The organism is Brevundimonas vesicularis (genome assembly GCF_032067225.1).
Taxonomy (GTDB): Bacteria; Pseudomonadota; Alphaproteobacteria; order Caulobacterales; family Caulobacteraceae; genus Brevundimonas; species Brevundimonas vesicularis_F.
This window is the reverse complement of the sequence record NZ_DAMBJX010000032.1, coordinates 17852-36186: the sequence shown is the minus strand read 5'-3', so window position 1 is coordinate 36186 and position 18335 is coordinate 17852. Positions and strand designations below refer to the sequence as shown.

The 18335-nt window shown below is 67.5% G+C and carries 16 protein-coding genes, 1 tRNA gene and 1 other RNA gene; 3 read left to right on the top strand and 15 right to left on the bottom strand.

The annotated features are described in order from the left end of the window. Nucleotides 1-331: 331 nt before the first annotated feature. The 13 genes from RT123_RS09880 to sppA all read right to left on the bottom strand — a co-directional run bounded on the left by RT123_RS09880 (nt 332) and on the right by sppA (nt 14571). Complete coding sequence (locus RT123_RS09880) at nt 332-1507, bottom strand: putative peptidoglycan glycosyltransferase FtsW (protein ID WP_055805836.1); 1176 nt, start codon at nt 1505-1507, stop codon at nt 332-334. Continuing rightward, entirely contained in the window at nt 1504-3012 is a 1509-nt protein-coding gene (murD, locus tag RT123_RS09875; protein ID WP_313008969.1) for a UDP-N-acetylmuramoyl-L-alanine--D-glutamate ligase, read from the bottom strand. Before murD ends, RT123_RS09880 begins: the two co-directional genes overlap by 4 nt. Before the next feature lie 4 nt (nt 3013-3016). Beyond that, a complete protein-coding gene (gene mraY, locus RT123_RS09870; RefSeq protein WP_017504532.1) occupies nt 3017-4126 on the bottom strand; it encodes a phospho-N-acetylmuramoyl-pentapeptide-transferase in 1110 nt (369 codons plus the stop codon). Between the two features lie 9 nt (nt 4127-4135). After that, complete coding sequence (murF, locus tag RT123_RS09865; RefSeq protein ID WP_313008968.1) at nt 4136-5554, bottom strand: UDP-N-acetylmuramoyl-tripeptide--D-alanyl-D-alanine ligase; 1419 nt, start codon at nt 5552-5554, stop codon at nt 4136-4138. Then, on the bottom strand, nt 5547-7007 hold the full coding sequence (locus RT123_RS09860; RefSeq protein WP_313008966.1) for a UDP-N-acetylmuramoyl-L-alanyl-D-glutamate--2,6-diaminopimelate ligase: 1461 nt from the start codon (nt 7005-7007) through the stop codon (nt 5547-5549). Before RT123_RS09860 ends, murF begins: the two co-directional genes overlap by 8 nt. Further along, a complete protein-coding gene (locus RT123_RS09855; protein WP_313008971.1) occupies nt 7004-8728 on the bottom strand; it encodes a penicillin-binding protein 2 in 1725 nt (574 codons plus the stop codon). Before RT123_RS09855 ends, RT123_RS09860 begins: the two co-directional genes overlap by 4 nt. Nucleotides 8729-8784: 56 nt before the next feature. Beyond that, on the bottom strand, nt 8785-9234 hold the full coding sequence (locus RT123_RS09850; protein ID WP_313008965.1) for a cell division protein: 450 nt from the start codon (nt 9232-9234) through the stop codon (nt 8785-8787). Further along, on the bottom strand, nt 9231-10211 hold the full coding sequence (gene rsmH, locus RT123_RS09845) for a 16S rRNA (cytosine(1402)-N(4))-methyltransferase RsmH (RefSeq protein WP_313008964.1): 981 nt from the start codon (nt 10209-10211) through the stop codon (nt 9231-9233). The genes RT123_RS09850 and rsmH overlap by 4 nt, the downstream gene beginning before the upstream one ends. Then, nucleotides 10208-10684 carry a division/cell wall cluster transcriptional repressor MraZ gene (locus RT123_RS09840; protein WP_017504538.1) on the bottom strand — a complete coding sequence of 159 codons (477 nt, stop codon included), beginning with the start codon at nt 10682-10684 and terminating at the stop codon, nt 10208-10210. Before RT123_RS09840 ends, rsmH begins: the two co-directional genes overlap by 4 nt. 484 nt (nt 10685-11168) lie before the next feature. Next, nucleotides 11169-11557: RNase P RNA component class A (gene rnpB, locus RT123_RS09835), an RNA gene on the bottom strand. Nucleotides 11558-11589: 32 nt separating this feature from the next. Further along, nucleotides 11590-12351 carry an N-acetylmuramoyl-L-alanine amidase gene (locus RT123_RS09830; protein WP_066550309.1) on the bottom strand — a complete coding sequence of 254 codons (762 nt, stop codon included), beginning with the start codon at nt 12349-12351 and terminating at the stop codon, nt 11590-11592. Nucleotides 12352-12364: 13 nt separating this feature from the next. Continuing rightward, nucleotides 12365-12688, bottom strand: a complete 324-nt coding sequence (locus tag RT123_RS09825) for a hypothetical protein (protein ID WP_017504540.1) — start codon at nt 12686-12688, stop codon at nt 12365-12367. A gap of 104 nt (nt 12689-12792) precedes the next feature. After that, complete coding sequence (gene sppA, locus RT123_RS09820) at nt 12793-14571, bottom strand: signal peptide peptidase SppA (RefSeq protein WP_313008961.1); 1779 nt, start codon at nt 14569-14571, stop codon at nt 12793-12795. Between the two features lie 227 nt (nt 14572-14798). On the opposite strand from sppA, the gene panD reads away from it, so the two are divergent. After that, nucleotides 14799-15155, top strand: coding sequence for an aspartate 1-decarboxylase (gene panD, locus RT123_RS09815; RefSeq protein ID WP_039246844.1), 357 nt, complete (start codon nt 14799-14801; stop codon nt 15153-15155). A gap of 72 nt (nt 15156-15227) precedes the next feature. Here panD and RT123_RS09810 read toward each other — a convergent pair whose 3' ends face one another. Next, a complete protein-coding gene (locus RT123_RS09810) occupies nt 15228-16019 on the bottom strand; it encodes an SIMPL domain-containing protein (protein ID WP_313008960.1) in 792 nt (263 codons plus the stop codon). A 212-nt stretch (nt 16020-16231) separates the two neighbouring features. Between RT123_RS09810 and RT123_RS09805 the strand changes: the two genes are divergently transcribed. Next, nucleotides 16232-16307, top strand: a tRNA-Ile gene (locus RT123_RS09805). 155 nt (nt 16308-16462) lie between these two features. Here the strand turns inward: RT123_RS09805 and RT123_RS09800 are convergent. After that, complete coding sequence (locus tag RT123_RS09800) at nt 16463-17005, bottom strand: hypothetical protein (protein ID WP_313008959.1); 543 nt, start codon at nt 17003-17005, stop codon at nt 16463-16465. A 110-nt stretch (nt 17006-17115) separates the two neighbouring features. Here RT123_RS09800 and RT123_RS09795 point away from each other — a divergent pair, with 110 nt between their 5' ends. After that, the gene (locus RT123_RS09795) at nt 17116-18306 is read left to right on the top strand and encodes a S8 family peptidase (RefSeq protein WP_313008958.1); all 1191 of its coding nucleotides are present in this window, start codon (nt 17116-17118) and stop codon (nt 18304-18306) included. The last annotated feature ends 29 nt before the right edge of the window (nt 18307-18335 follow it).

Sequence of the window (18335 nt, the reverse complement as noted above, 5' to 3'; positions counted from 1 at the left end):
CCCGCAGCGTCGCCATCCCCGACGCCGCCCAACGCCTCGCCGACCTCGTCGAGGCTCCGAAAAAGAGGGTCTGAATATTCTGAAGTTCAAACGGTGGGCAGGCAAAAACACCGTCTAATTCGTCTAATCTGTCTAATGTCGGCCAGGAACGGTGCGGCGAGGAATGGGGCGGCGACAGGATCGCACGGTTTTGCAGCGTGGGCAGGAGACGGTCGATCGCGAGCGGTAAGCGAAGGAAATCATCCGCATGTTTTCGTCAAAGAAGGCTGGCTAACCGCTCTTTCGTCCTCCTGCGACTGGCGTAGCGAGATCGCGGGACGACGAAAGAGAACTACAGCAACCGCCGGCCCATGGTCAGGCTGGCGCCGGGTTCGTAGGCGCCGGGTCTGCGCCGCGTCAGGGCCAGGGCAAAGCCCATGGTCAGGCCCATGGCCAGCATGGAGGAGCCGCCATAGCTGATGAAGGGCAACGTCATGCCCTTGGTCGGGATCAGGTTCAGGTTCACCGCGACGTTGATGCAGGCCTGAAGCCCGATCAGCATGAACAGGCCCGCCGCCGCCGTCTGCTCGAACGGGTCGGTCAGCTTCATCGCCCGGCGCATGCCGCGAATGACGATGAAGGCATAGAGGCTGATCATGATCAGGCTGAGGATCAGGCCGAACTCCTCGGCGCCGACGGAATAGATGAAGTCGGTGTGCAGGTCGGGCACGCGGCGCTTCATCACGCCCTCGCCGATGCCCCGGCCCAGCAGGCCGCCGGCGCGGATGGCCTCGGACGCGCTGTCGATCTGATGGGTGTCGGTGGTCTCGGGCGAGAAGAAGCGGCTGAGGCGGTCGCGCATGTGTCCGAAGACGAAATACAGCGACACCAGCCCCGCCATGCCCAGGCTGGCCAGAACCGCCATCCATTTGAACGGCACGCCCGCCATGAAGAAGACGGCCATGAAGGTGGTGGTGATCAGAAGCGTCTGGCCGATGTCGGGCTGGATCAGCAGCAGCGAGACGGTCAGGGCGTAGAAGCCGAAAGCGATAGTCACGCCGGGCACCCCCTGGCCCTTTTGCGCCTCGGCGAACATCCAGGCGGCGAAGACGATCAGGCCGGGCTTGGCGAACTCGGACGGTTGCAGGCTGAAGGGGCCGAAGTTCACCCAGCGGGCGGCCCCTTTCACCGTGTCGCCGATGAAGGGCAGAGCCATCATCACGACGATGGCGCCGAACAGGGCCAGGACGGCGATGCGTCGCACGCCGCGCGGTGACATCAGCGAGGTCGTCAGCATGATGCTGAGCCCCACGCCCGAAAAGACCATCATCCGCCAGGAATAGTGGAAGGGGTCGGTGATCGATTCATCGGCCAGGATGGCGGCGGGGCTGGAGGCGAAGCTAAGCGCGACGCCCAGGGCCATCAGCGCGAGCGCCGCGCCCAGCAGGCCGCGATCCACGGTCCAGAACCACTGGGCCACATGGCTTTGGTCGTTACGGGAAAAGGCGGGGGTGTAGGGAGCGCTCATGACGCGGTTTCCGGGACGGCGCCGAGAGCCAGGACGGCGGCGCGGAAGGCCTCGCCGCGCGCCTCGAAGTCCTTGAACTGATCGAAGCTGGCGCAGGCGGGGGACAGAAGGACGATCTGGTCGCCGCCGGCAGAGGCCGCATCGGCGGCGGCGGCGGCCACGGCGGCGTCGAGGGTGCAGGCGATGACGTGGGGCGTGTCAGCCAGTGTGGCGGCGAAGGCCGGGGCCGCGTCGCCGATCAGATAGGCCTTGGCGATGCGGGGGAAGAGGTCGGCGAGATCCTTAATGCCGCCGGCCTTGGGCACGCCGCCGGCGATCCAGAAGACGGACGGATAGGAGGCCAAGGCCTGACGCGCGGCGTCGGCGTTGGTGGCCTTGGAATCGTTTATGAAGCGCACGGAGCCGAGGCGCCCGACCGCCTCCATGCGGTGCGCCAGGCCGGGGAAGGACAGCAGGCCGGCGACGGCGGCGTCGTGGTCAATGCCGAGCGCGCGGGCGGTTGCACAGGCGAAGGCGGCGTTCTGGGCGTTGTGACGGCCGGGAAGCGAGCGCGCGGCGGTGAGATTTACGAGTTCGCGACCTTCGCTCCAGATCGCGCCGGGCAGAGTCTTAATTCCGCTCATCCCCGCGAAAGCGGGGACCCAGTTTTGTGGGCGCTCCACCGGTAGGGATGGGGCAAGACGTTGATCCTTGGCATCGTCTCCTGACGAAAGCCCTGGGTCCCCGCCTTCGCGGGGATGAGCGGAGGAGGAAATAGCGATGACGCGATGGGACAGTTCAGATGCAATCTCCTGCCCCCAGGTGTCGTCCACGCCCACCAAGGCCACATCATCCCGTCCCTGATTTGCGAAAATCCGGCGCTTGGCCGCGACATAACCGTCTATGCCGCCGTGGCGGTCCAGGTGGTCGGGGCTGATGTTGGTCAGGATGGCGACGTCGGGGGCGAAGGTCGTGGTCAGGTCCAGCTGATAGCTGGAGACCTCGATCACATAGACGGCGTCAGGGGTCGGTTCGGGCAAGGCCAGGACGCCGACGCCGATATTGCCACCGACGTGGACCGTCAGGCCCGCCGACTTCAGCACCCAGCCGATCAGGGCGGTGGTGGTGGACTTGCCGTTGGTGCCGGTGATGGCGACGACGCGCGGTCCCCCGGTCAAGCCGGAGGATGACGATGAATACGAGGCCAGGGCGCGAGCGAACAGTTCGATGTCGCCGAGGACGGGCACGCCGGCCGCGCGGGCCAGGTCCACGGTCCAGTGCGGCCTGGGATGGGTCAGGGCCGCGCCGGGCGACAGGACCAGGGCGGCGAAGCCGGACCAGTCGGCGGCGGCCAGGTCCTCGACCGTGAAGCCCTCGCCTTTCGCCTGCGCCCGGCCCGCCTCGCCGTCGTCCCAAAGAATCGGGATCGCGCCCCCGGCCTGAAGGGCGCGCGCGGCCGTGATCCCCGACCGTCCCAGGCCGAAGACCGCGACCCGCCTGCCTTCAAAGCCGGGAACGGAGATCATCGGATCAGCGCAGCTTCAGCGTGGACAGGCCCAGCAGGGCCAGGGCGCCGGCGATGATCCAGAAGCGGATAACGACCGTGGATTCCGGCCAGCCCATCTTCTCGAAATGGTGGTGGACCGGCGCCATCAGGAAGATGCGCTTCTTGGTCAGCTTGTAATAGCCGACCTGAATCATGACCGAGGCGGCCTCCATGACGAACAGGCCGCCGACGATGCCCAGGACCAGCTCATGCTTGGTGGTGACGGCGATGGCGCCCAGCGCCCCGCCCAGAGCCAGCGAGCCGGTGTCGCCCATGAAGATCTTGGCCGGGGGGGCGTTGTACCACAGGAAGCCCGCGCCGCCGCCAATCATGGCCGCGCAGAAGATGGCCAGTTCACCCGCGCCAGGCACGTGGTGGACTTGAAGATACTGGGCGAAGACGAAGTTGCCGGCGAGGTAGCTGATCACGCCGAACGCGCCCGCCGCCATCATCACCGGCACGGTCGCCAGACCGTCCAGACCGTCGGTCAGGTTCACTGCATTGGAGAAGCCGACGATGGTGAAGGCCGCGAACGCCACATAGAACCAGCCGATGTTCAGCAGCACGGCCTTGAAGAAGGGGAAGGCGATCGACGTCTCAAGCCCCGGCGAGGTCGGCGACACCGTCATCCAAAGCACGGTCAGGACGCCGGCGACGACGGCGACGACGGTCTGGGCCAGGAGCTTCTGTTTCGAGGTCAGGCCGGCCGAGGTCTGTTTGGTCACCTTGGCGTAGTCGTCGATGAACCCCAGCACGCCGAAGGCCGCCGTCACGAAGCTGACGATCCAGATGTAGGGGTTGGTCAGGTCGCCCCAGAGCAGCACCGCCACGCCGATGCCGGCCAGAATCATCAGACCGCCCATGGTCGGGGTGCCGACCTTGGACAGATGGGACACCGGGCCGTCGTCGCGGATCGGCTGGCCCCGGCCCTGTTTGGCGCGGATCCAGTTGATGAAGCGGCTGCCCATGGCGACGGCGACGATCATGGCGGTGGCCATGGCGAGGGCCACGCGCACCGTCTGGTACTGAACCAGGTTCAGCAGCGGATACTGGTGCGCCACGTCGGCGTAGTAGAGATAGAGCAGGTAAAACATTCGGCTTCCCTATCGCGTCGCGGGCGGCGTGTCGCGGCCTTGAAGATCGGCCAGCGCCTTGGCCACCAGCGAGGCCTTGGAGCCGTTCGAGCCCTTGACCATGACGATGTCTCCGGGCGCGACCAGCAGGGCCGCCTCGGCCGCCAGTTCCGCCGCCGTGGCGCGCCAGACGCCGCGTCGCGAGACCGGAAGCGCGTCGTAGAGCCAACGCATCTCGGGACCGGCGGCGTGGACCAGGTCGAGGCCGGCGGCGTCGATGGGGCCGGCGAGGCCTTCATGCAGGTCGCGGCTCTGCTCGCCCAGCTCCAGCATATCGGTCAGCACCACCACGCGGCGGCCCGAGGTCGAGCGCGCGCCCAGGGTCTTGAACCCGGCGGCCATGGACAGCGGATTGGCGTTGTAGCTTTCGTCGATCAGGGTGAAGGCGCCATCCGGCGTCGTGACCGTGCGCGTCTGGCCACGTCCGGCCAGAGGCTGGAACCGGGCGAGCGCCTCCAGGCCCGTGTCCAGCGGCACGTCCAGGGCGTCGAGCATCAAGAGCACGCACAGGCTGTTCAGGCCCCAATGGGCGCCGGACTGGGCCAGGCGATAGTCGATGCGTCGCCCGAACAGTTCGGCGGCGACCGCCGCGCCCTCGGCGTCCGGCCGGAAGTCCAGCAGGCGGGCGTCATGGCCGGCGTCGGATCCGAACGTCAGCAGGCGCGCGCCGACCGCCTTGGCCGCGTCGCACAGGACAGACGAGAAGGCGACGTCGCCGTTCGCCACCGCCGCACCGCCCGGGACCAGACCCTGGAAGATGGTCGCCTTTTCACGCGCGACCCCGGCCTCGCCGTCCGCGAAGGCCTCGATATGGACCGGACCGACCGTGGTGACGCAGGTGGCGTGGGGGGCGACGAAGCGCGACAGCGGCGCGATCTCGCCCGGCGCATTCATGCCGATCTCGAACACGGCGCGCTGGGTCTCGACCGGCATCCGGGCCAGCGTCAGGGGCACGCCGATGTGGTTGTTGTAGCTCTTGATCGAGCCGTGGGCGGGACCGGCGAGGTCGAGGCCCGCCTTGATCGCCTGGGTGACGCTGGTCTTGCCGACGCTGCCGGTGACGGCTCCGCGCCTTACATGGGGCGCGCGCTCGCGAGCGGCGACGCCCAGGGCTTCGAGGCCGCGCAAGGTGTCGGGCACGACGACGCAAGGGCCGCCCTCGACCGGGTGTTCGACCAGGGCGGCCGCAGCGCCCGATGCGAAGGCGCCGCTGGCGAACTGATGTCCGTCGCGTTCGCCCTTCAGCGCCAGGAACAGATCGCCGGGGACGATCTCGCGGCTGTTGTAGGTCAGGCCCGTAATCGGGCGGTCGTCGCCGTGCAGCACGCCGCCCGTGGCGGCGGCGACTTCGGCGGCCGACCAGAGCGGGCGGGCGGAGTTTTCAGGCATAGAGAGACAGGGCCTCGGACGCGACAGTGGCGTCGTCGAAGGGGTGGGTCACGCCCGCGACGATCTGACCCTGTTCATGCCCTTTTCCGGCGATGACCACCACATCCCCGTCACGCATCATTTCGACGGCGGCCTCGATGGCGGCGCGGCGGTCGCCGATCTCGATCCCGTCCGGGCAGCCGGCGCGGACCTGGGCGCGGATGGCGGCGGCGTCTTCGGACCGCGGATTGTCGTCGGTGACGATGGCGATATCGGCCAGACGCCCGGCGATCTCGCCCATCAGGGGGCGCTTGCCACGGTCGCGGTCGCCGCCGGCGCCGAAGACGACGATCAGGCGTCCGGTCGCGTGGGGACGCAGCGCGTTCAGCACCGTCTCGAGCCCGTCTGGCGTGTGGGCGTAGTCGACATAGACCTCGCCCCGGCCTTCCTGCCCGCCGTCGATGCGTTGGAGGCGGCCTTGCGCCCCGGTCAGGCCTTCCAGCGCGCCGATAACGGCGTCGGCGGGATCGCCGGCGGCGATGCACAGACCGGCCGCCACCAGGGCGTTGGACGCCTGAAACGCGCCGGCCAGGGGCAGCAGGATTTCGCGGATGTCGCCGCGCACGTCGATGCTCAGACGCTGGCCCTCAGGCGTCGCGCGACGGCCGATCAGGGTCAGGTCGCGACCGCGCTCGCCCACGCCCATGACGCCCAGGCCCGCCATGATCGAGGCCGCGGCGAAGACCGAATAGGCGTCGGAATCCGCGTTCAGCACGGCGGTGCGGCCGCGCGGCAGCAGGGTCTCGAACAGGCGCATCTTGGCGGCGCGGTAGTCCGCCATGGTGCCGTGATAATCGAGGTGGTCCTGGGTCAGGTTCGTGAAGGCGGCGGCCTTCAACGCGACCCCGTCCAGGCGGCGCTGATCGATGCCGTGAGACGAGGCCTCCAGCGCGACGTGGGTCACGTCCTTGGCGGCCAGTTCAGCCATCAGGCGCGCGGCCTCGGCGGCGTCGGGGCTGGTCAGGCCGGGGCCGGTCAGGGCGTAGGTCTTGACGCCCTTCTGACCGATGACGCCCAGCGTGCCCATGCTCGCGGACTTATGGCCGATCCCGGCCCAGATCTGGCGGCAGAAGGTGGCGACCGACGTCTTGCCGTTGGTGCCGGTGACGGCGACGCAGGTCTTGGGTTGGGCGCCGTAGAAGCCGCGCGCGGCGATGGCGTAGGCCCGGCGCACGTCGCCCGAGGTGACCAGAACGGGCGCCGCGCCATCCGGCGTATCGGTCGGCGCCAGAACCGCAGCGGCCCCTTGCGCCAAGGCCTGGGGGATGAAGGCGCGGCCGTCGGCGGCCGTGCCCGGCAGGGCGACGAACAGGGCGCCGGGCGAGACCTTGCGGCTGTCGGCGGTGACGCCTGTGATGACCGGGTCCGAGGACACGTCGCGGCGCAGCAGGTCGGACAGGTGAAGCGCGCTCAAAGCCCGTCCCCCGCCACGTCCTGATACTGCGGGATCTTCTCGCCCGAGGCCGTGCGCCAGCGGTCGTCGCGGCGTTCGACGCCCAAGAAGCCGGCGATGCGGTCGGCGATATTGTGCACGGCCGGCGCAGCGACATAGGCGCCGGTCTTGGGATAGGTCCCCGGCTCGTCCATCACGATCAGGATGGCGTAGCGTTTGCCGTTCAGCGGGCCATCGACGGGGAAGACCGCCGCGAAGGAGCCCAGGGCGTGGCTGGGGTCATAACGACCCCCGACCAGTTTGTTGGCCGAGCCGGTCTTGCCGCCGACCCGCAGGCCCGGCGCATCGGCGAACCCGCCCGAACCCTTGACGACGTTGCGACGCAGCAGGTCGAGAATGGCGCGCGAGGTCTCTTCGGTGACGACCTGTTGCGGCTGGACGTTGCGGGCGCCGCCCTTGCGCAGCGACAGCGGGATCATCCGACCGCCATTGGTCAGGGCGCCCATGGCCTGAACCATCTGGGCCGGGGTGATCATGATGCCGTAGCCGAAGGACAGCGACGCCAGGGTCGAGTTGTCCCAACGACGCGGCACGACGGGCTTGGCCGATTCCTTCAGCTCGATCTTGGCGGCGTCCAGCAGGCCCAGGCGGCGGAAATAGTCGCGCATGGTGTTGGGGCCCATCTGCACCGCCAATTGCGACGTGCCGATGTTGGAGGAGTGCAGATAGACCTCTTCCAAGGTCATCACCCGGTTCTGGGCGTGGAAGTCCTTGATCTTGCGATCGCCGATCTGGAAGGCCTGGGAGGCGTCGAACAGGGTGTTCATGTCGGCCCGGCCGGTGTCGAGGCCGGCGGCGACGGTGAAGGTCTTGAACACCGAGCCCATTTCGTAGTGGCCCGAAACCGCGCGGTTCAGCGTGGCGCCGTCGGGCGCCGCGCCGCGATCGGCCGAGTTGAAGGTCGGCCAGGACGCCATGCCCAGCACCTCGCCGGTCTGGACGTCGGTGACGATGCCGACGGCGCCCTTCGCCTGGTTCTTGATCGCGGCGGCGGCGAGTTCGTTTTCCAGCACGCCCTGCACGCGCAGGTCGATGGACAGGGGGAAGGCCTCGCCGCGCTGACCCGCCGCGCGGATCTCGTCGTTGAAGGCCAGTTCGGCGCCCGAGACGCCCTGCCCGCCCGTGTCGGCGTCGCCGATCAGGTGGACGGCCGAGGTCCCGAGCGGATAGGCGCGACGATCCTCGGGCTCGAAGGTGACGCCGCCCAGCGCCAGGTCGTGCACGGCGGCCTTTTCCTGAGGCGTCAGGCCGGTCAGGGCGATCAGGCGACGGTCGCCGCCCAACACCTTCTTCAGTCGCTCGGCGGAGATGCGCGGCAGGGCGCGGCGAATCTGGCGATAGGCCAGATCGCGATCCCAGATCTCGGCGGGGTCGATGTAGAGGCCGTAGTGGACGATGTTGGTGGCCAGCAGCTCTCCATTGCGATCCGTCAGGTCGCCGCGCACCAGGGCGTTCGGATTGACGCCGCGTCCCAGGCCGTTGGCCGGGGCGAACAGGGCCTTATACGATGCGCCGATGGCCAGGCCGCCGAAGACGCAGGAAAAGACGATCAGGATCAGGAAGATGCGGACGCGCGTGTCCTCTTCCGGGCGAGCGTCGGCGCGGGCGCGCTCGAAGCCGTGCTCCAGCCGCCAGACCAGTTCCGTCAGCCAGCGCCAGAAGGGCGACAGGCGGCCTTGCAGCCGTTCCTGGAAATCGGCGCCCGGCGCGGGGCGGTGGTAGCGATGATCCTGAACGCTCACTGCGCCGGCTCCGGCGAAGGCGTTGGGACGGGCGCGTCATCGGCGACGGCGGCGGGCGCCGGCGCGGCCGCAGGCGCAGACGCGGCGGGTTGAGTGGGGACGGGTTTAAGGGCGGTCAGCTGACCTTCCTTGGCCTGACGGGCGACGGCGACGGGCGCCATGCCGATCTGGCGCGACAGGCTTTCCAGACGCGCCGGCTGCTCCAGACGGGCGACCTCGGCGCGCAGCAGGCGGACGCGCTGTCCGTTCTCACGGATGTCCTGTTCGATCTGGGCGATGCGGCTGCTCTCACGCGCTGCGGCGGCCTTGGCGGCATAGACCGACACGATCATGATCGCGACCAGGGCCACGCCGATGATCTCGACCCAGCGCACGCCACGCACCTTCCAGTCGAACAGGCGCTGAAGGGCGGTGCGGGAGTAGGTGAAGAAGGGCGCCGTGGTCATGCCGCCGCTCTCCCGTCGATCCGACCCCAGGCCGGGGCGTCGGTGCGCACGGCGGCGCGCAGCTTGGCCGAGCGGGCGCGGGGATTGGTGGAACGCTCTTCGTCGTCCGCTTCGCGCGCGCCCTTGAACTGAAGCGTGAAGCTGGGCTTGCGCGGATCGACGGCCATCGGCGCATGACGCGAACCGGCGGGGCTGTTGCCCGTGCGCTCGGTCAGGAAGGCCTTGACGATGCGGTCTTCCAGCGAATGGAAGGTGACGACGGCGAGGCGTCCACCGGGGGCGAGCGTCGCCTCGGCCGCCTCCAGACCGCGTTCCAGCTCGCCCAGTTCGTCATTGACCGCGATGCGCAGGGCCTGGAACACGCGGGTCGCCGGGTGGATGGGCGCGCCGCGACGGCCGCCCAGAGCCTTTTCGACCACCTCGGCCAGATCCAGGGTGCGGGTGAACGGCTGCTCGGCGCGGCGACGCAGGATGGCGGTGGCGACGCGGCCCGACTGGCGCTCTTCGCCATACAGTTTGAAGATGTGAGCCAGAGGACCGTGGTCCCAGGTGTTGACGATGTCGGCCGCGGTCGCGCCTTCATCGGACATGCGCATGTCCAGCGGACCGTCGCGCATGAAGGAGAAGCCCCGCTCGGCCTGATCCAACTGCATCGACGAGACGCCGATGTCGAAGACGGCGCCGTCCAGCTTCGCCTTGCCGCTGTCGGCGAAGGCTTGGGCCAAACCTGAGAAGGGGGTGCGGATCAGCTGGAACTGGCCGGGGAAGTCGTCGACGACGGCGTCGGCGTGCGGCTGGACCGTCGGGTCGCGATCCAGGCCGATGACCTGGGCGCCGGTCTTCAGGATGGCGCGGGTATAGCCGCCGGCGCCGAAGGTGGCGTCGATCACGACATCGCCGGGCGCGGGCGCCAGGGCCTCGATGACCTCGGCCAGCAGGACGGGGGCATGGGGAGAATTGGGGGGAGCGTCCGTCACGATCCGCCTCCCGCCAGCTTCATCTGGGCCGCCAGCTTCAAGGCGCCGATCTGGGCCATGCCGGCCTTGGCCAGGGCGCGCTGTTCGGCGCGGCGGGCCGCCCATTTCTCGCGCGACCAGATCTGGAAACGGTCGTTCAGGCCGACGATGACGACGGTGTCGCCCAAACCCGCCTCGGCGCACAGCGCCTCGGGCAAGGTGATCCGACCGCCGGAATCGTAGGCCAGACGCACCTGCTCGCCCATCACCTGCCACTCCAGCGCCGAACGCTCCTCGGAGCCGAACGGCAGGGCTTCGATCATTTCGGCATAGACGGCGAACAGGCGGTCGCCGCCCGCTTCCAGGCAGTCGGCCTCGATCGAAGGAAAGATGAAGACGCCGCCGGCGGCGCCGTTTTCGGTCGTGCGGAAATCGTTGGGGATGAGGAGACGGCGCTTGCCGTCCAGCTGCTTCTCATAGGTCGAGAGAAACACGCCCTGTCCAATCGAGCCCTTCGGCCCGTCCCTAGATGCCCTGACGAACGCCCGCCGCGCCCGCCTCTCAGCCCCAAATCATGAAGCTGGGATAGCATGGGATGAAATGGGCCTCAATGGGATCAAGGCCAAGATTTAACCATGTTTTGACGTGTGACGACTTAAGCACGCTAAAAGGCCTGGAACATACACGGAACAAACAAAGTATTCACAGGCTGTGAGGCGTTCTAACCTTCCATTGCCAGACAATAGGTTAACGTGCGCGAAAGCGCGGGACCGCCGCCAGAACACTGAAATGCGGGGATAATCCAAACTCGGATTAGGCGACGCGCTTAGGGAGGGCGCCAACGCCAACCCTCCGGGCCTCAAGTAGGCCAAAGGCCGATAGGCCCAAAGAAAAAAGTCGGCCTCAAGCAGCGCGAAGCGCGGTAGGCCGAGAAAATCGGCCTCAAGCAGGCCGAAGGCCGATAGGCCTAAAGAAAAGTATGCCAGACGGCCTGTAAGCCGGGTTTTGTTCCGATCCGAGGCCGAGGCCCGGATCGGCGACGATCATTCCTCTGGACCGACCATTGCTGATCGGTTCTCGCGACCTACCCGGACATCTGAGGCGGTGAGCCCCGCGAGCAAGCCCGCGCGATGTCCCTATTTGGTCTTGCTCCAGGCGGGGCTTGCCATGCCGTCCCTGTTGCCAGGTCCGCGGTGGGCTCTTACCCCACCCTTTCACCCTTACCGGCCTCGCAAGGCCGGAGGTTTGCTTTCTGTGGCGCTATCCCTCGGGTCACCCCGGGCGGAAGTTATCCGCCGCCTTTTCACCGTGGAGCCCGGACTTTCCTCGACGGACGCGAAGTCCGCCGCGACCGCCCAGCCGTCTGGCGCGCGCTAGATGCGCGCTAGCGGCGCGAACGTCAATTCAATACGCCCGTGACGCTCTCGGCGCTGGCCAGCTGGAGCAGGCCGACCAGGCGGGCGCGGGTTTCGCCGTCGGCGACGCCGTCGACGCGGGCCGGGCGCCAATGACGCTGGAAGGCCCGGACGGCGGTTTCGACGGCGGCGTCGTAGTCGCCACTGGCCTTCAGGCCGTAGCCCAGCCGATGCAGGCCGGCGCTGAGCACCATCGGGCCGATGCCCTGATCGCCCTTCTGCAACAGGCCGCCCAAGGCCTGAACCCGTTCGGCCGCCGGTTCGAACCACAGGCCGTGCCCGGCCTCGGCCAGGCGTTTCCAGGGGAAGAGCTCGCCCGGATCTTCCTTGCGATCCGGCGCCAGGTCGGAATGGGCGATGATGCGGTTGTCGGCGATGGTCCAGCGGCTGCGAATGTCGGAGATCAGGGCGATGACGGCTGCGATCTGCGCTTCGGGGAAGGCGCGATAGCCGAACTCATGGCCGGGATTGACGATCTCGATGCCGATGGAGGCGGCGTTGCAGTCGTCCTCGCCCTGCCAGACGCCGCGGCCGGCGTGCCAGGCGCGGCGCTCCTCGGGCACCAGCTGAAAGACGCGACCGTCTTCCTCGACCAGATAGTGGGCCGAAACCTTGGCCTCCGGGTCGCGCAGGCGGGCCAGAGCGGCCTCGCCGGTCTGCATGCCGGTATAGTGCAACACCAGCATGTCCGGCGGCGCACGGCGCGCGTCGAAGTTGGGCGAAGGCGCGTCGATGTAGGACGTCATGGGCGGCGTCGGCTCAGCGGCCGTTGCGCTCCCAGCCATAGGCGACCCAGGCGCCATCCACCTTGTGGGCCTCGATCAGGTCGGGATCGCTGTTGCGGCGACGCGGCGCAATATTGCGGCGGGTGCGCATGACCAGACCGACCAGAAAGACCAGAACGCCGGCGAACAGGGCGATCACCGCCACGGCCGCAGCGGTGAAAACGGCGAGGACGGCGCCGACCGCCATGGCGCAGACGGCGGCGATCATGCCGGCGACCCACATGACGGACGCCACCAGGCCGTTGGGACGGCGGCGGGCGGCATGGCCGATGGCGGCGAGACGTTCAGGCTGGAACATGGATCATCCTTTCAGGCGATCCGAGGAACGCCTGATACGCAATGTCGGTCCATCGGGGCCTGCGGTCAATGGACCGCGACGCACGGTCGCGTGCGCCGCGCCCGTCAAAAGATCGGCTGATCGGCCAGAACCACCGCGCCCTGGCTGCGCATCCGGTCGCTGTCGATCCGGCGCATCACGGCCTGGGCCTGGGGATCGGCCATGACGCCGCCCAGCATGACCAGGGCCTTGGCGGCCTCGGTCTGGACGCCGAACATTTCCGACAGGGCCTCGAACGGCGACTGCTGCTTGGGGAAATGCTTGAAGCGGACAGGCTCGTTGTCGGGGATCTTTGCCAGTTGGCGGGCCTTGTTCACCGCCTCGGTCACGCCGCCCAGCTGGTCGACTAGACCCAGCGGCAGGGCCTGAGCGCCGGTCCAGACGCGTCCCTTGGCGATTTCGCGCACCCGGTCCGGCGACAGTTTGCGGCCCGTCGCCACACGGGTGATGAAGTCGTCGTAGATCCGGTCCATCGAACCGGCGAAGGCCGCGCGCTGCTGGGGCGTGAACTCCTGCGTCGGCGAGAAGGCGTCGGCGTAGTCCCCGCCCACCGTCAGCCCACGCATGTCGACGCCGAACCGGCCCAGCGCATCGGCCAGCACGAACTTGCCGCCGAACACGCCGATCGAGCCGGTCAGGGTCGTCGGCTGGGCCACGATCCAGTCGGCCTCGGAACTGATCCAGTAACCGCCCGAGGCCGCATAGGCGCCCATGGACACCACCACCGGCTTGCCCGCCGCCCGCGCCGCGCGCACGGCGGCCAGGATCTGCTCGGACGCTTCGGGCGAACCGCCCGGCGAAGAGACGCGGAAGACGATCGCCTTGACGCTCTTGTTCTCTATCGCGTCGTAGATGGCCTCGGCCGTGTCGTCGGAATGGATGGACGAGCCGCCGCCGAAGCTGGCGCCGCCGCCGCGTCCGGTGACGATGGCCCCCTCCCCGCCGACGATGGCGATGGCGTTCTTGCCCGAACCCGTGCGTTCGCCCTTCTGGCTGGCGTATTTGCCGAACTCGACGATCTCGGCGCCTTTGCCGGCGCGGGTCTTGATGGCGATCTCGGCCTCTTCGACCTGGCCCACCTTGTCGATCAGCCGGTTGCTGAGCGCCTGCTCGGCCGAATAGGGGCCGGCCTCGATCACCGTCTTCAGCGCCGGGGCCGTCGTCTTGCGATCCTTGGCCGCGTTGGCCAGGGCGGTGTCGTAGATCGACGTCATCCAGGCCGTCATCGCCTCGCGGTGCGGGCCGGTGTAATCGCTCTGGGTGTATTCATTGACGGCGTTCTTGTACTCGTAGCGCTGTTCGAACTCGGGTTTGACGCCGTATTTCTGGAAGGCGCGGCCCAGGAACAGGCTGTCGGCCGAGAAGCCCGTGGCCTGGAAGCCGGCGGTGTTCTGCATCCACAGCTCCGACGCCGAGGCCCCGACCATATAGGTGGACATCACCGCGCCCGACGGGGCGAAGCCCTGGCTGTGGGCGATGACGGGCTTGCCGGCATTGCGGAAGCGGTGGATGGCCTGGCGCAGTTCGTCGGCGGTGGCGGGCGTCATGCCGCTTTCCGGCAGGCGGATCAGCAGAGCCTTGACGCTGCTGTCGCTCTGGGCCTGATGCAGGCCATCGACCACGTCCGTCAGGGCCAGGCCCGAACTGCCGAAGGCCGCGAACGGATTGGACGACGGCTGGTCGCTGACGCCGCCGCGCAGGTCCAGCTCCAGCACGGTGGTCGCCGGCGTCGTCGGCTTGGACGACGAGGCGACGGCGACCGTCAGCAGCACAACGGGAATGACGACGACGAACAGGATCAGCCCGGTGAAGACACCAAGGACCGTCAGGAAGAATTGCTTCATCGGAGGGAAAACGCGCGCTCGCAGGCCGGAAATGGCGTCGCCAGCATAGGGGGACGCGGGCCGTCGTCAAATGACGCGCGTGCAATCCGTCGGTTGACCTGGCGTTCGCAGCCGCACCCGATTGCTGCGACGCAGCGTGCGGATTGATGCGAGGCCCGGAAATCCCTATATGAGCCGCCTGTGAGCGAGGGCCTGCGCCCCGCGTTTTTCTTGCTGGAGACCGCACGATGCTGGTCACCCTGATGAAGTCCAAGCTGCACCGCGCCACGGTGACCCAGGCCGATCTCGATTACGAAGGATCGATCGCCATCGACATGGACCTGCTGGACGCCGCCGGCATCTATCCGCACGAACAGGTCGATGTGCTGAACATCACCAATGGCGCGCGCTTCACCACCTATGCGATCGAGGCGCCGCGCGGCTCCAAGGTCATCGGCGTCAACGGCGCCGCCGCCCGCCTGGTGCAGAAGAACGACAAGGTGATCGTGGTCACCTACGGCCAGCTGCCGCAGGAAGAGGCGCGCCAGTGGAACCCGAACGTGGTCCTGCTGGACGACGCCAACGCGATCAAGACCGCCGGCTAAGGCGCTTCGCCTCTCAGAATGCAAAAAGGCCCGCCGGCGACGGCGGGCCTTTTCTTTATCCGATCGATGCGATCAGCGGGCGATGTCGTAGACGCCCGTGATGTCGATCCGCACCGTCAGTTCGCCGGCCGAAACCGGGGTGCTCTCGGCCCGGTCCATCGACACGGCGCGGGCGGCGAACATCGGCATCGGGGGCGGGGGCGAATAGCCGCCGCCCTCGGTCAGGTTGCGGATGCCCGACAGCTGGACGTTCAGCGATTGGGCGTACAGCTGGGCCTTGGCCTGCAGGTTGCGCACGGCCAGCTGGCGCGCCTGGTTTTCGGCGGCGGTCGGATCCTTCAGGCCAAAGCTGATGCCGTCGATCTGGTTGACGCCGGCGGCGACCACGGCGTCGGCCGTCGTGCCGACCTTGCTCAGGTCGTTGATGACCACCGTCACGCGGTTGACCGCCTGATAGCCGCGCAGCTTGGCTGGTTCATTCTGGACGTAGTCGTATTGCGCCGCCAGGTTCAGACCGGAGGTCTGGATATCGCGTTCAGCAATGCCCGAGCGACGCAGGGCGGCGACGACGCGCGTCATTTGCGTGGCGTTGTCACGCATGGCTTGCTGAGCCGTTACGGCCTCAGTTTGCACGCCGAAGGTGATGGTGGCCATGTCCGGCGCGGCCTTGACCTCGCCATAGGCCGACAGGTTCAGCGACGGCGCGGGTTGCATCATGTGCATGGCTCCCATGGGTTCGGCCGTCTGAGCCATGGCGCGCGGCGTGGCGGCGGCCAGGAAGGCGGCGGCGGCGACGGCGCCGCCCAGGGCGACGGTCTTCAACGACAGGGTCTTCAGGGGGGCGGCGGCCAGGGTGCGGGTCATGCAGTCTTCTCCGTGAGCGATCCGGGACCGGCGCGTTCGCCGATCCGTTGCAACGACCTTGGCCGTTCTCGCCTGAACCAACGCCCGTGCGCCGTGGCAGTTTCCGTTCATCTTCGTGAAATCGCCGAAAGATCGCCTTCTTGCCCGCCCCCGCTTGGCAAGCCGCGCCCGCGCCTGCTAGGCGAAACCCCTACCGCCAGGGCGCGACTTGGGGGCCTGTAGCTCAATGGTTAGAGCCGACCGCTCATAACGGTCTGGTTGGGGGTTCGAGTCCCTCCGGGCCTACCACATTGTCGGGACCACTTAGAAGTGGCTCAAAACCACTTAAGAGTGGCTCAGCGGATGGATTTATCTCTCCAAAGAGCAGCAGATTGTCCACGTATGACGCTTTGGAGATCTGTGCGGTGTCCGCCTTCTGCGGGGGCATCTAGTCGAGTGCGTCGTCAGTACAGCTTGGGTGGCAGACCACGAAGCTCGAATACCCGGCGGACATGGCTTTCCCAGCTGGCTAGCAGCTGCTTGCACTCCTCGCTTTCCAGAAACTCGGTGCCTCGCTCAACCTCGAACTCGGGTAAATAGAGTCCGGTGACGCCCCTCTCCAGAACGCCCTCGGCCAGAACGCCCTTTTCGCGCAGGATTAAGATCGGAAGTCCTAGCTGAAAGGCCATCGCGGGTTCGATTTGGCAGTAGGAGCTCGTCAGCCAGACGTCCGAAAGGGGCTGCTCCTCATATGGGGTGACGTCTGCGCCGGCCCGTGATGCACCAGTCGCCAAGTGAGTCCGTCGCAAGGCGACCGAAATTAAGCCGCAGCTCGAAGCCATCATCCGTCGGATGCCGACGAGTGGGGCGTCGCAATCGTAGGTGCTGACGCCCAAGGTCAGCGGCTCGAGTCCGCGCTCGATCAGCCGGTCGGTCAGTGCGGCCATAAACGTCTCCTGCACCTTCAGATGCGGCTGGGGACGGCTCAGGAACACGGGGATTTTCACGATGTCTCTTCCTTAGGCCCATTTTGCTCGCGGGCTGCGCCTCGACGATGGTCAAGTCTTGGGTCTTCAGCTAGTCAGCAGGTCAACGCAACTGGTGATATCGCTACACCATGGATGATTATCTGATCGTGCGGACACGCGACGTCGTGCCGCTCCATACTCAAGCCTCCGAGCGCTACAGAGGCCCGACGGATAACGCCGTGATCGCCCGCGCTCTAGCCGATGTAGAACTTCAGATTGAGCAGTCGAACTTGACTGCGGACGAGGCGGCGGATGCGCGTCGCGATGATCGGGTGCTCGCCGTCGCCCCCGCCATGCCCACACGGCTGATCCGGCCTTTCAAGAGCTCCAAGGCCGAGGCAGGCAATTCTTGGGGTATTTCCTCGGTACGGGCGGACTTGAGTTCCGCGACGGGCGCGGGGGTCACGGTGGCGGTTCTGGACACCGGCATCGACGCCGCCCATCCCGCCTTCTCGGGCGTTGATCTAATCCAATGCGACTTCAGCGGTGACGGGGACGGGGACGTTGAGGGACATGGCACACACTGCGCCGGAACCATCTTCGGCCGCGACATCGACGGAGTTCGTATTGGCGTTGCCCGTGGCGTCGATCACGCCCTGATCGGCAAAGTTCTGGGGAACGACGGCGCGGGTGACTCGGTCATGTTGCTCAAGGGCATGACGTGGGCGCTGGAGCGTGGTGCCCATGTGATTTCTATGTCCCTTGGATTTGACTTTCCTGGTCTGGTGGAGCGCCTCGTTCAAACGAGTGGCTGGCCGATCGCCTTGGCGACCTCGCACGCCCTCGAATCTTACCGCGAGAACCTGCGCGCCTTCGACGCCGTGATGCAGGTAGTGTCCGCGTATCAGGCCTTTCAGGCGTCTGGCCTGGTGGTGGCCGCGTCTGGAAACGAGAGCCGGGTCGACGATGATCCTCGGTTTCGGCTGAGCGCGTCCCTGCCATCCGCCGCCCAAGGCGTGCTGTCCATTGGGGCGGTGGCGAGAGGCGATAAGGTCAACACAGTAGCGCCCTTCTCGAACGGCGCGGTCAAACTGGTCGCGCCAGGAGTCGACATTCGGTCGGCTCAAGCCGGCGGCGGCCTAGTTTCGCTCAGCGGCACCAGCATGGCCTGTCCGCACGCCGCCGGCGTCGCGGCGTTGTGGTGGGAACACCTCGGCAGCCTAGATAAGAACGCCGGCGAAGACGTGCGATTGCAACTGCTAAGCACGGCGCGCCCGTCAGCGGTTGATCCGCGTGCCGGGGCCGAGGACAGGGGCCGCGGCCTGGTCACCGCACCCTAGGGGGCACCCGGGCGGACAGCATCGATCAT

Excerpts from the sequence above, each read along its gene's own strand:
- RT123_RS09880 (WP_055805836.1), bottom strand. The coding sequence starts at position 1,507 with ATGAGCGCTCCCTACACCCCCGCCTTTTCCCGTAACGACCAAAGCCAT.
- murD (WP_313008969.1), bottom strand. The coding sequence starts at position 3,012 with ATGATCTCCGTTCCCGGCTTTGAAGGCAGGCGGGTCGCGGTCTTCGGC.
- mraY (WP_017504532.1), bottom strand. The coding sequence starts at position 4,126 with ATGTTTTACCTGCTCTATCTCTACTACGCCGACGTGGCGCACCAGTAT.
- murF (WP_313008968.1), bottom strand. The coding sequence starts at position 5,554 with ATGCCTGAAAACTCCGCCCGCCCGCTCTGGTCGGCCGCCGAAGTCGCC.
- RT123_RS09850 (WP_313008965.1), bottom strand. The coding sequence starts at position 9,234 with ATGACCACGGCGCCCTTCTTCACCTACTCCCGCACCGCCCTTCAGCGC.
- RT123_RS09830 (WP_066550309.1), bottom strand. The coding sequence starts at position 12,351 with ATGACGTCCTACATCGACGCGCCTTCGCCCAACTTCGACGCGCGCCGT.
- RT123_RS09825 (WP_017504540.1), bottom strand. The coding sequence starts at position 12,688 with ATGTTCCAGCCTGAACGTCTCGCCGCCATCGGCCATGCCGCCCGCCGC.
- sppA (WP_313008961.1), bottom strand. The coding sequence starts at position 14,571 with ATGAAGCAATTCTTCCTGACGGTCCTTGGTGTCTTCACCGGGCTGATC.
- panD (WP_039246844.1), top strand. The coding sequence starts at position 14,799 with ATGCTGGTCACCCTGATGAAGTCCAAGCTGCACCGCGCCACGGTGACC.
- RT123_RS09810 (WP_313008960.1), bottom strand. The coding sequence starts at position 16,019 with ATGACCCGCACCCTGGCCGCCGCCCCCCTGAAGACCCTGTCGTTGAAG.
- RT123_RS09795 (WP_313008958.1), top strand. The coding sequence starts at position 17,116 with ATGGATGATTATCTGATCGTGCGGACACGCGACGTCGTGCCGCTCCAT.